Origin of the sequence: Leclercia barmai (genome assembly GCF_049312895.1) — a bacterium.
Taxonomy (GTDB): Bacteria; Pseudomonadota; Gammaproteobacteria; order Enterobacterales; family Enterobacteriaceae; genus Enterobacter; species Enterobacter barmai.
Map to the genome: position 1 here is coordinate 78,496 of NZ_JBMNWZ010000004.1, position 13,468 is coordinate 91,963.

At 53.7% G+C, this 13,468-nt stretch carries 12 protein-coding genes; 4 read left to right on the forward strand and 8 right to left on the reverse strand.

Going from position 1 to position 13,468, the window contains the following annotated elements:
- Positions 1-14: 14 nt before the first annotated feature.
- On the reverse strand, positions 15-1,193 hold the full coding sequence (locus tag ACOYA6_RS16150; protein ID WP_422655002.1) for a M20 aminoacylase family protein: 1,179 nt from the start codon (positions 1,191-1,193) through the stop codon (positions 15-17).
- 235 nt (positions 1,194-1,428) lie between these two features.
- Between ACOYA6_RS16150 and ACOYA6_RS16155 the strand changes: the two genes are divergently transcribed.
- A complete protein-coding gene (locus ACOYA6_RS16155) occupies positions 1,429-2,607 on the forward strand; it encodes an acetyl-CoA C-acetyltransferase (RefSeq protein ID WP_138370519.1) in 1,179 nt (392 codons plus the stop codon).
- 328 nt (positions 2,608-2,935) lie between these two features.
- On the forward strand, positions 2,936-3,619 hold the full coding sequence (locus ACOYA6_RS16160; RefSeq protein WP_039029874.1) for an oligogalacturonate-specific porin KdgM family protein: 684 nt from the start codon (positions 2,936-2,938) through the stop codon (positions 3,617-3,619).
- A 146-nt stretch (positions 3,620-3,765) separates the two neighbouring features.
- Here the strand turns inward: ACOYA6_RS16160 and ACOYA6_RS16165 are convergent, their stop codons facing one another.
- Positions 3,766-4,941 (reverse strand): oligogalacturonate lyase family protein, encoded by a 1,176-nt coding sequence (locus ACOYA6_RS16165; RefSeq protein WP_039029875.1) that lies wholly within the window; start codon positions 4,939-4,941, stop codon positions 3,766-3,768.
- Positions 4,942-5,396: 455 nt separating this feature from the next.
- On the opposite strand from ACOYA6_RS16165, the gene kduI reads away from it, so the two are divergent.
- A complete protein-coding gene (gene kduI / locus ACOYA6_RS16170) occupies positions 5,397-6,233 on the forward strand; it encodes a 5-dehydro-4-deoxy-D-glucuronate isomerase (RefSeq protein WP_422655003.1) in 837 nt (278 codons plus the stop codon).
- A 61-nt stretch (positions 6,234-6,294) separates the two neighbouring features.
- Positions 6,295-7,056 (forward strand): 2-dehydro-3-deoxy-D-gluconate 5-dehydrogenase KduD, encoded by a 762-nt coding sequence (gene kduD / locus ACOYA6_RS16175; protein WP_039029877.1) that lies wholly within the window; start codon positions 6,295-6,297, stop codon positions 7,054-7,056.
- A 104-nt stretch (positions 7,057-7,160) separates the two neighbouring features.
- Here kduD and ACOYA6_RS16180 read toward each other — a convergent pair whose 3' ends face one another.
- From ACOYA6_RS16180 to ACOYA6_RS16205, 6 genes are all read right to left on the reverse strand, one after another.
- Positions 7,161-8,288 carry an oligogalacturonate lyase family protein gene (locus ACOYA6_RS16180; protein ID WP_223075434.1) on the reverse strand — a complete coding sequence of 376 codons (1,128 nt, stop codon included), beginning with the start codon at positions 8,286-8,288 and terminating at the stop codon, positions 7,161-7,163.
- A 67-nt stretch (positions 8,289-8,355) separates the two neighbouring features.
- Positions 8,356-9,645: an ABC transporter substrate-binding protein gene (locus ACOYA6_RS16185; RefSeq protein ID WP_039029879.1), complete on the reverse strand. Its 1,290-nt coding sequence runs from the start codon at positions 9,643-9,645 to the stop codon at positions 8,356-8,358.
- A gap of 13 nt (positions 9,646-9,658) precedes the next feature.
- Positions 9,659-10,786, reverse strand: a complete 1,128-nt coding sequence (locus tag ACOYA6_RS16190; RefSeq protein WP_039029880.1) for an ABC transporter ATP-binding protein — start codon at positions 10,784-10,786, stop codon at positions 9,659-9,661.
- Positions 10,787-10,798: 12 nt separating this feature from the next.
- On the reverse strand, positions 10,799-11,701 hold the full coding sequence (locus ACOYA6_RS16195; protein WP_039029881.1) for a carbohydrate ABC transporter permease: 903 nt from the start codon (positions 11,699-11,701) through the stop codon (positions 10,799-10,801).
- Entirely contained in the window at positions 11,694-12,584 is an 891-nt protein-coding gene (locus ACOYA6_RS16200) for a carbohydrate ABC transporter permease (RefSeq protein WP_039029882.1), read from the reverse strand. The genes ACOYA6_RS16195 and ACOYA6_RS16200 overlap by 8 nt, the downstream gene beginning before the upstream one ends.
- A gap of 451 nt (positions 12,585-13,035) precedes the next feature.
- Positions 13,036-13,359: a cupin domain-containing protein gene (locus ACOYA6_RS16205; protein ID WP_114385821.1), complete on the reverse strand. Its 324-nt coding sequence runs from the start codon at positions 13,357-13,359 to the stop codon at positions 13,036-13,038.
- Positions 13,360-13,468: the final 109 nt, after the last annotated feature.

The following is a 13,468-nucleotide window of genomic DNA, read 5'->3' on the forward strand; positions in this document are numbered from 1 at the left end:
AGTCTGTCCCTGTCTTAACGGCAATAGTTTTCAACCAGACGGGCAAAGAAGGAGGCCCCGGTGGTGATGATCTCGTCATTGAAGTCGTAGCCGGGGTTATGCACCATGCAGCCGCCTTTTTCCCCTTTCACGCCGTTGCCGAGCAGGAAGTAGCTTCCCGGACGTTGCTGCAGCATAAAGGCAAAATCTTCGCTGCCGTTGGACGGGGAGACGCTGTCGAGTACCGCATCTTCACCAAAGAACTCCACGGCCAGCTGGCGGGCAAAGGCGGTCTGTTCCGCATCGTTCACCAGCACCGGGTAGGAGTCGTAGATCTCCACTTCGCTGGTGGCACCGTAGCTGCGGGCGGTGAAATCGGTGAGCTCCTGAATACGGCGGATCAGCAGGTCGCGGATCTCCGGCTTCATCGAACGTACCGTCAGCTCCATCACCGCGCTGTCCGGGATCACGTTGGAGGCAATGCCCGCCTGGAAGGTGCCAACGGTGACGACCGCGGTTTCACCCGGCGGCACGTTACGCGCCACAATGCTCTGCAGGGACATGATCAGGGCCGCGCCGGTCACAATCGGATCCACGGTGCGTTCCGGATGCGCGCCATGCCCGCCGTACCCTTTCAGGGTGATTTTGACGGTATCGGCGGAGGCCATAAAGTTGCCCTCATAGAAGCCAAATTTCCCGGTCGGCAGGTAAGGCATATTGTGCAGGGCAAAAATACGATCGCAGGGGAAGCGGTCGAACAACCCGTCTTTGATCATCAGATCCGCGCCGCCAATGGCCTCTTCGGCAGGCTGGAAGATAAGGTGCACGGTGCCGTTAAACTGGCAGGCGTCGGAGGCGATGTATTTCGCGGCGGCTAATAAAATGGCCGTGTGGCCGTCGTGACCGCAGGCGTGCATTTTGCCCGGCACGGTGCTGGCCCAGGGTAAGTCGGTGGCTTCGAAGATCGGCAGGGCATCCATGTCGGCGCGCAGGCCGATGGATTTTGTCCCCTGGCCTTTGGCGATCGTGCCGACCACGCCGGTTTTGCCGATCTCCCGCGTCACCTTGTAGCCCCAGCCTTCGAGCTGGCGGGCCACCAGGTTGCTGGTATTGAACTCTTCCAGGCTTAGCTCGGGGTTGGCATGTAAATGACGACGGATGGCGATGATCTCTTCTTCTGATTCTTTTATTTCTGGAATGATACAGTCGGACATTTGTTACTCCAGTGTTAACGCGTGTTTGCATTCCTAACTTATCGCCACGTCGCCGGTAATGCCAACGAGTTATCTAATAATTACCGTGAAAATTATCAATTGCGTGAATACATCACGGGGCGTTAATCCGGGCCCACGGATTCTTTGTGATAAAACTCACTTTTTTTAAACAATTACATCATTAGTTGATAACAACCCTCTACTATGGGCGGTGTCATTTTGCACAGAGGTAGAGATGAAAGACGTCGTGATAGTGGGTGCATTGCGTACCGCAATCGGCTGTTTCCAGGGAGCGCTTTCACGCCATTCGGCAGTGGAATTAGGCAGCGTGGTGGTGCGCGCGCTGGTGGAGCGCAGCGGCATTGAGGCACACGAGATCGACGAAGTGATCCTCGGTCAGGTGCTGACCGCCGGTGCCGGGCAAAACCCTGCCCGCCAGGCCGCGCTAAAGGGAGGATTACCCAACACCGTCTCTGCCATTACCATCAATGACGTGTGCGGCTCCGGCTTAAAGGCGCTGCATCTGGCGACCCAGGCGATCCAGTGCGGCGAAGCCGATGTGGTGATCGCGGGCGGCCAGGAGAACATGAGCCGCGCGCCGCACGTGCTGACCGACAGCCGCACCGGGGCGCAGCTGGGCAACAGCCAGCTCATCGACAGCCTGGTGCATGACGGCCTGTGGGACGCGTTCAACGACTACCATATGGGCGTCACCGCAGAAAACCTGGCGCGTGAATATGGCATCACCCGCGAATTGCAGGATGCCTACGCGCTGAGCTCCCAGCATAAGGCCCGGGCCGCTATCGACGCAGGCCGCTTCCGGGACGAGATTGTGCCGGTTGTCGCCCAGAAGCCCGGCGGGGAGAATCTGCTGGTGGATACCGACGAGCAGCCGCGCACCGACGCCAGCGCAGAAGGGCTGGCGCTGCTCAATCCTGCCTTTGAGCTTACCGGCTCGGTCACCGCCGGAAACGCCTCCTCTATTAACGACGGGGCCGCAGCGGTAATGATGATGAGCGAGAGCAAAGCTGAATCGCTGAATCTGCCGGTGCTGGCGCGGATCAAAGCCTTTGCCAGCGTCGGCGTCGATCCTGCCTTAATGGGGATCGCCCCGGTACACGCCACGCGCCGCTGTCTGGAGCGGGCGGGCTGGCAGCTGGCGGACGTTGATCTGATCGAAGTGAATGAAGCCTTTGCGGCTCAGGCGCTGTCGGTGGGTAAAATGCTGGAGTGGGATGAACGCCGGGTCAACGTCAACGGCGGCGCCATTGCGCTGGGCCACCCTATCGGTGCCTCGGGCTGCCGCATTCTGGTCTCGCTGGTGCATGAGATGGTGAAACGCGATGTCCGCAAAGGGCTGGCAACCCTGTGCATCGGCGGCGGACAGGGCGTGGCATTAGCCATAGAAAGATAATTCGCGTTGATATATATCAACCAAAACAGGCCTCCGTCCACGGAGGCTTATTTGTTTGTGACTCCCGTCATATTTTTACCCTTGTAAGTCAATTCTCAAACACCCTCGAAATATTTAACGCATTCACTGAATCGCTAATAACGATTTAGTGTGATCGCGATCCGTTAAATTCCCCTTAAAACTCTTCTTTTGTTGATATTGCTCACGGCTGGCTTTGCCAAAAAAAATGAAACAAATAATTACGATCATGATCACTAAAATTACGTATTTAAAAAAATAAAATGCAATTCCATAAAAACGAAACATCATTTTAAACGAGGGTTTTTCCATGTTTAAGAAATCTCTGGTCCTTGCTTCACTTATTGGCGCTTCTTTCGCAGCTCAGGCTGTCACCGTGGATCTGCGTCACGAATACATCGATAGCGGCTCGAACGCAGACCGTGTTGCGGTTTCGCACCGTTTCGAAAATGGTTTTGGTTTTTCTGTAGAAGCAAAATGGAAATCAGGCGGCGATAAAGCTGACCAGCCATTTGCGGATGTGGTGGGTAACGGTCACGAAGATCAGATCAGCTGGCGCTGGAAAGCCAACCAGAACATTGCGTTAACACCAGGTTTTACGCTCGAAAGTAAAGACAGCTTCACCATTTATAAACCCTATCTGCACGCGCAATATAGCTTTGATAATGGCTTCTATGTCGCAGCCCGTTATCGCTATGACTACACCCGTTATCCATCAAGCTCGAATAAAGACGATGATAAAGTTAACCGTGGTGATGCGTGGGTAGGTTGGGTAATGGGCGACTGGCGCACCGAGCTTAACTACGTATACGCGAAAAGCTCCGAAGGGACGATTCGTAATAATAACAAAGATTACTCCCAGGAATATAACGTCAAGCTGGCGTACAAAATTGATAAAAACTGGGCACCGTACGGCGAAGTGGGTAACGTTGGTGTGAAAGAGACCGATGAGCGTCAGACCCGTCTGCGTGTCGGCGTTGCATATTCATTCTGATAACAAGCAGTACCTTCGGGATAAACCGGCTCTTATGAGCCGGTTTTTTTATATCTGTTATCTGGCGGTGCTGATAAAAGCGGACAATAAAAAAAGCCCTCCATAAAGGAGGGCAAGGCCAGTTACAGGAACACAAACACTAACATTTATTCACGCAATAATTCAGGTTGCTCAGGAAGCTTCGCAATATAGAGAGCAGGTTTGCCGTCTTTATCAGAACTAAACAGAACCGCTTTATCATCCGGGGTAAAGGAAGGGTGCGGATGGGTCACCTGGCGGCTGTTGGCCACGGTTGCCCAGGAAGTATCGTGACGCGCGATGCGGAAGTAAGCCTCTTTCGCCACGTCAAACGCGTAGAGATACGGATCGTTGTCGATGGTGTAGCCGCTGGTATCTTTCACATCCACCGGAGTGCCGGAACCGTCCCCCACCAGCAGCGTGCCGTCAAAGTTACTCATCAGATGCGAACAGGCTGGCATCTTCATTACCGCTTTGTTCTCGCCGGTATCCGGGTTGAAGCTGTACACGGTACGTCCTTGCTCACCTTTCAGATAAGAGACATACACCAGCGCCGAGCCGTTCGGGACCCAGAATTCATGGGTGCAGCTTTCGCCTTCGGCGTGCTCTTTCACCTTACGCACGTTGCTGCCGTCTTCGTTGACCATCCACATGCGGGCATCCACCAGATCGTGCGGACCTTCATGGCAGAACGCGACGGTATTGTCGTCAAACGGACGGTAAATCGGGTGACCGAGCCAGTTTTTCTCTTCGTGGATCACGCTGCTTTCACCGGTCTGCAGATCGACCCGCAGCAGGCGGCAGTGCGGCCCTTTATGGAAGAAGTCGTGGAAGATTTTCCAGTCGTTCAGCGGCGTCCAGTCGCTTTTCGCGATTTCGATACCGACCAGTTTGGTGCAGTCGCTGTTCGCCACCCAGGTGCCATAGCCGACCCAGTCGTCGCTGACGCGATAGACTTCGCGCTCTTCAAAGGTGGTCAGATTGACTTCCCGCAGAGTGCGATCATTCTTAACGTAATAGAGGGATTTATCATCCGGCGACAGGAAGCCGCCGAAGGTGTTATCACCCGCGCCTTCGGTTAACTGCACCGCTTCGGCGTTTTTCAGATCCAGCAGATAGTAGTTCCAGTGGCCATCGAATTCACCGGCAAACAGCAGGTGGCTACCATCGTTGAAAAAGCACTTTTGGTAGAAGTAGTTACGATGACAGGTAACTTCAGGGGGGGTCAGGCGGGTCACTTCCACGCCTGTATCCGGATCGCGACTGACCTCGTAGTTCAGTTTGACCCGCATACCTTTTGCCATGATGCACTCCTTGAATTCGACGGCAGGATCGCGCCTGCGGTCCGATCGGTAAAATATGAGTTTAAAAACTGGGTGTTAAAATATCAAAACATCGTTTCAGTGTGTGTGACTGGTGGCGCACTTCTGAAGGAAAACCCCGCTGACTCATCAAATTCGTTAAATTCGTTGAGTTTTATCTCATCGCGGCATTAATTTTTAATCCTTTCATAACTGATTGTTTATTATAAAAATTAACGCTAAATAATTAAAAAAATGTTTAAAGAAAGCGTTGTCAACTCCCTGACAATCGTGATCGCAATTGCAATTTTGAGATTAACTTGCAGAAAAAGTGAAACATCGTTTTGAATGTAATTGAAAACCCATTTCACAGCAGATAATATGTGCCCATCATGAAAACGGAACATCGTTTTGTTAATTATCCAGGCCTTCGGGGCCGATAAATTCTGGAGGTTAATGTGGAAGTCAGACAAAGCATCCACAGCGCGCATGCAAAAACGCTGGATACCCAGGGGCTGCGTGATGAGTTTTTAGTCGAGAAAGTGTTTGTCGCTGATGAATACAGCATGGTGTACAGCCACATTGACCGCATCATCGTTGGCGGCATCATGCCGGTTGCCAAAACGGTCTCTGTCGGTGGCGAAGTGGGCAAACAGCTGGGCGTCAGCTTCTTCCTGGAGCGTCGCGAGCTGGGCGTAATTAATATCGGCGGCCCGGGCACCATCACCGTTGACGGTCAGTGCTATGAAATTGGCCATCGCGATGCCCTGTACGTCGGTAAAGGCGCGCAGGAAGTGGTATTCGCCAGCGTCGATAGCAGCAAACCGGCGAAGTTCTACTATAACTGCGCCCCGGCACACACCACGTATCCAACCAAAAAAGTGACCCCGGCGGAGGTTTCTCCGGTCACGCTCGGTGACAACCTCACCAGCAACCGCCGCACCATCAACAAATACTTCGTTCCTGATGTGCTGGAAACCTGCCAGCTCAGCATGGGTCTGACCGAGCTTGAGCCGGGCAACCTGTGGAACACCATGCCGTGCCATACCCACGAGCGCCGCATGGAAGTGTACTTCTACTTCAATATGGAAGAAGACGCCTGCGTATTCCATATGATGGGTCAGCCGCAGGAGACGCGCCATATCGTTATGCATAACGAGCAGGCAGTCATCTCTCCAAGCTGGTCTATTCACTCCGGCGTAGGCACGCGTGCCTATACCTTCATCTGGGGCATGGTCGGTGAAAACCAGGTCTTCGATGATATGGACCACGTTGCCGTTAAGGATCTGCGCTAGTCGCGGACAGTTAAGCATAAACTTGCCTGTTCGTTCAGGCGCTGAAAGATAAGGATTAAAAATGATTCTGGATGCATTTTCTCTGCAGGGTAAAGTTGCGGTTGTGACCGGTTGCGACACTGGCCTCGGCCAGGGCATGGCGGTGGGTCTGGCAGAAGCGGGCTGCGACATCGTGGGTATCAACATCGTTGAGCCGCAGGAGACCATCGAGCGTGTAACCGCGCTGGGCCGCCGTTTCCTGAGCCTGACCGCTGACCTGCGTAAAATCGACGCGATCCCTGAGCTGCTGGATCGTGCGGTGGCTGAATTCGGTAAAATCGACATTCTGGTGAACAACGCCGGTCTGATCCGTCGTGAAGACGCGATCAACTTCAGCGAGCAGGACTGGGACGACGTCATGAACCTGAACATCAAGAGCGTGTTCTTCATGTCTCAGGCGGCCGCGAAGCACTTTATCGCCCAGGGCAACGGCGGCAAGATCATCAACATCGCCTCTATGCTCTCCTTCCAGGGCGGCATCCGTGTCCCGTCTTACACCGCTTCCAAAAGCGGCGTAATGGGCGTAACCCGTCTGCTGGCGAATGAGTGGGCGCAGCACAACATCAACGTCAACGCTATCGCGCCGGGCTACATGGCGACCAACAACACCCAGCAGCTGCGTGCTGACGAAGAGCGTAGCGCGGCAATCCTCGAGCGTATCCCTGCGGGTCGCTGGGGTCTGCCAAGCGATCTGATGGGCCCGGTTGTGTTCCTGGCGTCCGGCGCATCTGACTACATCAACGGCTACACCGTAGCGGTTGACGGCGGCTGGCTGGCGCGTTAATCCAGCGCATTGATAAAAAACCGCTGCCCATGGGCAGCGGTTTTTTTTGCCTGGCGGCGACGCTTTTGTAGGCCGGGTAAGGCGTAGCCGCCACCCGGCTTTTTTCACACCTGCGCCAGATACAGCGCCGGCATGCCTTCTTCATCTGACGTATACAGCACCCACTTATTGTCCGGCGAAAACGACGGATGCGGATGGGTCACCTGACGATCGCCATCCAGCACTTTCCAGCTGGTATTGTGCTGACAGATGGCGGTCTGCGTCCCTTTTTGAATATCAAACACCCAGATAAAGGGATCATTGAGGCTGATATCGCCGGTGTTGTGCGGCGCGCCGTCGCCCACGATCAGCGACCCGTCGTGGTTACTCATCAGGTGGGAGCAGGGCGGGATCGCCATCAGCTGGCGATTTTCCAGCGTGGCGGGATCGGCGCTGAACAGATAGCGCTGCGGATCGTTCTCCTTGTGCGCCACGTAATAGAGCGCCGAGCCGTCCGGCACCCAGAATTCGTGGGTAAAACTCTCGCCTTCGCCATGCTGGCGCACCTTGCGCAGGTTGCTGCCATCCTCGTGAATCAGCCACATGCGGGCATCGATCGCATCGCGCGGCCCCTCGTGACAAAACGCCACGGTGTTGTCGTCAAACGGGCGGTAGATCGGGTGCCCGAGCCAGCGTTTTTCCTGCAAAATCACCCGGCGCTCGCCGGTTTGCAGGTCGATATTGATCAGGCGGCATTCCGGGTTTGTGAAGTAAAACGCGCGGAACTTGCTCCAGTCGGTGAGCGGCTGCCAGTCGCTTTTTTTGATCTCGATGCCCACCAGCTTCGTGCAGTCTGAGTTCGCCACCCAGGTGCCGTACGCCACCCACTCGTCATCCACCTCATACACCACGTACTCTTCCAGACTCTCGAGATCGACGCGCCGCAGCTCGCGGCTGTTTTTCACGTACCACAGAGAGCGATCGTCTGCGGAGAGGAAGCCGCCAAAGGTGTTATCGCCGGCGCCGTCGGTGAGCTGGGTCGCCTGTTGGCGGGCAATATCCAGCAGGTAGTAGTTCCAGTGCCCTTCGAAGGCACCGCCAAAGATCAGCTTGCTGCCGTCCTGGGTAAAACATTTCTGATAGAAGTAGTTACGGTGACAGATGATGTGCGGTGGCGTCAGGCGGATCACCTCGTGTCCGGTTTCGCTGTCGTGGCGGGTCCGAAAACTCAGGGGAATGATTTTTCCTTTCATAGTATGTTCCTTCAGATAAAAAAATACCCCACCGCCTGGGCGGTAGGGTATTGATAACGTAAGGGAATTAGCGCATTGCGCGTTTCAGTATACGTTCAGCCTGACGCTGGAAGTCAGCTGCAGTCTCTTCGACGGTTTTCTGGCCATAGTCGATGTACTGCAGAGAAGTACCGAACTGGGCCACGATCTGCGGGTCGTCAAAGTAGGGCGATACGGAGAGTTTGGCTGGCAGAGACTGCGCCAGACGCAGGCCCGCAACCGCCGGATCGTTCTCTTTGATGGTGCCGTCTTCGGTCAGGTATTTCACCGCCACTTTGCTCAGCGGTACGCCACGCTCCAGACCCAGAGTCTCAACGCCTTCTTTACTGTTCAGCAGGAAGTTGATGACTTTCGCTGCCGCTTCCGGGTTCTTGGTAGATTTACCGATAGAGAGCATCTGGGCTGGTTTGAAGAACAGACCGGCATCCGTTGCGCCCGGCAGCATTGGGTAGCTGCCCAGCTCAAGTTTCGCTGGTGGCTTCAGGTTATCGGAGTATTTCTTGATGGTGGAGTTCCACATATAGGTGCCGCCCCATTCACCCTCGATCCACGGCTTCATCTCATACATGTTGCTCTTACCGAACGACGCGTAGTACTTGGTGTCCGGCATTACGTGGCTGTCGATCAGCTTTTTGTAGGTCTGGAAGAACTCAACCCACTGCTCTTTGGTATAGGAGAATTTCTTCGTCTTCTCGTCCACCGCCGGGATGTTGTACTTCTGGATCATGTAAGAGTTCAGCAGCGCCAGGGTATCCTGGTGCTCCAGCACCACCGGGTAGTACTGTTTGCCCAGTTTGCTTTCGAAGGCTTTGCCCGCCGCCATCAGCTCATCCCAGGTTTTCGGGTACTCTACGCCCGCTTTTTTCCAGGCTTCATCGTTGAAGTAGAAGACGCGCGCGGTCACGGAGATCGGAATACCGTTCAGCTTGCCGTTCACCGTGGTGGACTGCAGCTCTTTGGGATCGAACTGAGAAAGGTCGATCACGTCCTTCATCTTGTTCAGATCGTAGAAGCCGTCGCCGGTTTTCGAGAAGATCGGCAGCCAGTTCCAGTTGGTCTGCATCACGTCCGGCTCGGTGCCGCCCGCAATCTGCGTGGTCAGACGCGACAGGTGACCGTCCCAGCCGGTGTATTCCGACTTAACGTTAATATCCGGGTTCTGTTTGTGGAACTCTTCCAGAGCTTTCAGGGTGACCTGGTGACGGCCATTGCCGCCCCACCAGGACATACGCAAATCGGTGCTGTCCGCAGCAAAAGTGGGTAGGGCACTCATTCCAAAGGTAGCGGAGATAACGGCGCTTAAAAGCACTTTTTTCATTTTTATAACTCCATTAAAGAGAGATGTTCTGTTCAGTTTTTGCGTCAAAAATATGACACTTATTCATATCGAACTTAAAGTAAACCTTACGGTGAAGACCCTTGTTGATCATAGGCTTAGCTTCATCGGAAGGGATTCGGGCTGTCAGTTCATACTCGCCAACTTTCAGGTACACGAAGAATTCATGGCCCATGTTCTCGGCGCGGACCATTTCGCCGGTGCAGCACCCTTCGGCAAACGGCTCGTCGGAGATAGAGACAAAGTCAGGGCGAATGCCGTAGAAAATGTCCTGGTTGGCGTAGCTGGCGACTTTCTCTTTCAGCTCAGCGCTTAACGGCAGGGTCTGGTTGCCGATGGTCAGCGCCAGCTGACCGTCTTCCTGCACCAGCCTGCTGGCGCGGATGTTCATCTCCGGTGAGCCGATAAAGCCGGCCACGAACATGTTTTTCGGTTTGTGGTACAGGTTGTCCGGGGTATCCACCTGCATGATGTGGCCGAGCTTCATCACGCAGATGCGGTCGCCCATGGTCATGGCTTCGGTCTGATCGTGCGTCACGTAGACGGTGGTCGCCGGTTTGCCGGAGGCCTTGAGCTGCTTGTGCAGGTCGGAGATACGGATACGCATCGACGCACGCAGTTTGGCGTCGAGGTTGGACAGCGGTTCGTCAAAGAGGAACACGTCTGGCTTTTTCACAATCGCACGGCCCACGGCCACGCGCTGGGCCTGACCACCGGAGAGCTGGCGCGGCAGACGGTCCAGCAGCTCTTCCAGCTCGAGGATTTTTGCCGCTTCGTTAACCTGGGATTCAATCTGCGCTTTCGGCAGCTTGCTCAGCTTCAGGCCAAAGGCCAGGTTTTCCCGCACGGTCATGTGCGGATAGAGCGCATAGTTCTGGAACACCATCGCAATCCCGCGCTCTTTTGGCGCGAGGTTGTTGACGATCTTTTCGCCGATGCGCACTTCGCCGCCGCTGATGGTCTCCAGACCGGCCAGCATACGCAGGGTGGTGGACTTGGCGCAGCCGGAAGGGCCGACGATGACCATGAACTCCCCTTCAGCGATTTTCAGGTCGATAGCATGTACCGCTTTGAAGCCGTTGGAGTAAACCTTTTCCAGTTTGTTGAAGATAACTTCAGCCATGATATTTCCCTCTTAACCTTTAATTCCGCTGCTGGTTACGCCCTGTACGAAGTAGCGCTGTGCCAGGAAGAAGACAATGATGGATGGCAGAATGGAGATGCTCGCCATTGCCAGAATTTCGTTCCACGGCGCACCTTCGGTGACGTCGATGGACATTTTCAGAGCCAGTGCAATCGGGTATTTATCCACGCTGTAGACATAAATCAGTGGCCCGATAAAGTCGTTCATTGACCACATGAACTGGAACAGCGCCACGGAGATGATGGCTGGCTTCAGGATTGGCACGACCACGTACCACAGCACCTGAATGGAGTTACAGCCGTCAATCTGCGCCGCCTCTTCCATGTCACGCGGTACGCCGCGCAGGAACTGGATCAGCATGAAGACGAAGAACCCTTGCGTGGCGAAGGCCAGCGGCAGGTACAGCGGCATATAGCTGTTCAGCATGCCCATTTCACGGAACATCAGGTACTGAGGGATCAGCAGTACGGTGCTTGGCAGCAACATGGTGGTAATCAGCGTCGCGAACCAGAACTTCTTCCACGGGATCTCGAAGCGGGCAAAGCCGTACGCCACGATGGTGGATGAGATAATGGTCAGGATCACTTTCGGGATCACATACTTAAAGGTGTTCAGCATGTAATGGCCGAAGTTATACTCGGTACCGGTTTTCCAGCCGTTTACAAAGCCGTCCCAGGTGGCGTGTGCCGGCCACAGGCTCAGGGTGGTGAAGATCTCGTGGTTCGGTTTGAACGACGCCGAGAACATCCACACCAGCGGATAGAGCATCAGCAGGCCAACAAACAGCAGGATCACATAGCGAATGCCGGCGCTAATTTTTTCACGACGCTGGGTACGCGCCACTTCACGCTCTGCGATGCTTCTCGCCGTGGAGAGTTGTTGAATATCAGCCATTTTTGCCTCCCTTATCGGCGGAGTAGAAGACCCAGTATTTCGAAGACTTAAAGGCGATAGCGGCAAAGACAGCAACCACCAGGAACAGGATCCAGGCCAGCGCCGCGCCGTAACCCATGTCAAAGTACTTGAATGCGGTGTCGTAGATGTACAGTGAGAACAGGTAGGTGGAGTAGGTTGGTCCACCGCCGGTAATAACATACGGACCGGTAAATTCCTGGAACGCCTGGGTGGTCTGCATGATGAAGTTAAAGAAGATAACCGGGGTGATCAGCGGCACGGTTACTTTCATGAACATCTGCCATTTAGAGGCGCCGTCAATCATGGCGGCTTCGTACTGCGACTGCGGTACGTTTTGCAGGGCGGCGAGGAAAATTACCATCGCGGAGCCGAACTGCCACACGCGCAGCAGGGTGACGGACATCAGCGCCAGGGACGGCTCGCCAAGCCAGTTCACCGCGTCAAAACCAAACACGCCAATAAAGCTGTTAAGCAGGCCATCAATCGCGAACAGCGCACGCCACAGAACGGCGATAGCAACGGAGCTGCCAAGGATCGACGGAATATAGTAAGCGGTACGGAAGAAGCCGATGCCGCGCAATTTAAAGTTCAGAACAAAGGCAATACCCAGCGCAAAGGCCAGCTTCAGCGGGATAGTTAAAAATACGTAGGCAAAGGTCACGCCCATGGATTTCCAGAAGAGGGTATCTTCCGTAAACATGTAGCGATAGTTTTCGATGCCGTTAAATACCGGCGGGCTCATCAAGTCATACTCAGTAAAACTGAGGAAGAACGATGAGACAAAGGGGAAGGCGGTGAAAAGTATCAACCCAATTATGTAGGGTGATATCCACGCCAGCCCCAGCATCTTGTTTTCATTCATACATACCTACCTGGTAATTAAGGGTTTAAAACGGAATCTTTACGCCTGGTGCAAGCCGGTGTTTCAATTTTTTAAAACTTATGAACCATCGTTTTCAAATTGTAAAACGTCGTTTTAATTTATTTTATTGCGATTAAAATCCACGTCATTCGATAAATAGTGGAAATGTGATCAAGGTCGAAACAGCGTTTCAATAAGGTGAGATGGGTGGCATTTTTATCGGTTTGCGCGGAATAGCAAGGTGGAGAGAACCGGCTAAACAGAGGACTTTGCTCAGGTATTCTGGAAATTATTGGCGGCAGATACAAACTACTAATATTTGTAGCAAATCTGTAACATGGCAATTAAGCTAGCGGGGATATTATTAACTTATTGAATGATTAACGGCTGAAATAACGCGAAATTGCGCTTAAGCAGAAAAAAGGCGATGCCGGAACATCGCCTTTTTCATTTATTTGAGGAAGTCTTCACGCACCGGGGTAAAGGTATCCAGCAGGGTGCCCGGTTTCAGGCAAACGCAGCCGTGCATAATATGCGGCTCCTTATAAAGCGTATCCCCAGCGGTGACGACATGTTTCTCTTCACCGATGGTAAATTCGAACTCGCCGGACAAAACATAGGTCAGCTGCTCATGCGGATGGTTATGCATTGGGCCAACGGCGCCCTGTTCAAAATTAACCTCAACCGCCATCATTTTGCCGTCGTGCGCCAGAATGCGGCGCGTCACGCCGTTACCCAGATCTTCAAGCTGCGTCTCTTTGTGGAAAATAAACATGCTCATGTCCTGTTATATAGTGAAACATCGTTTCATTTAATTTATCCCAGAGAGGGCTAAAAGGAAATGTCGAACCAGAGAACTGGAAACTCGATCACAAGTTTGCTTC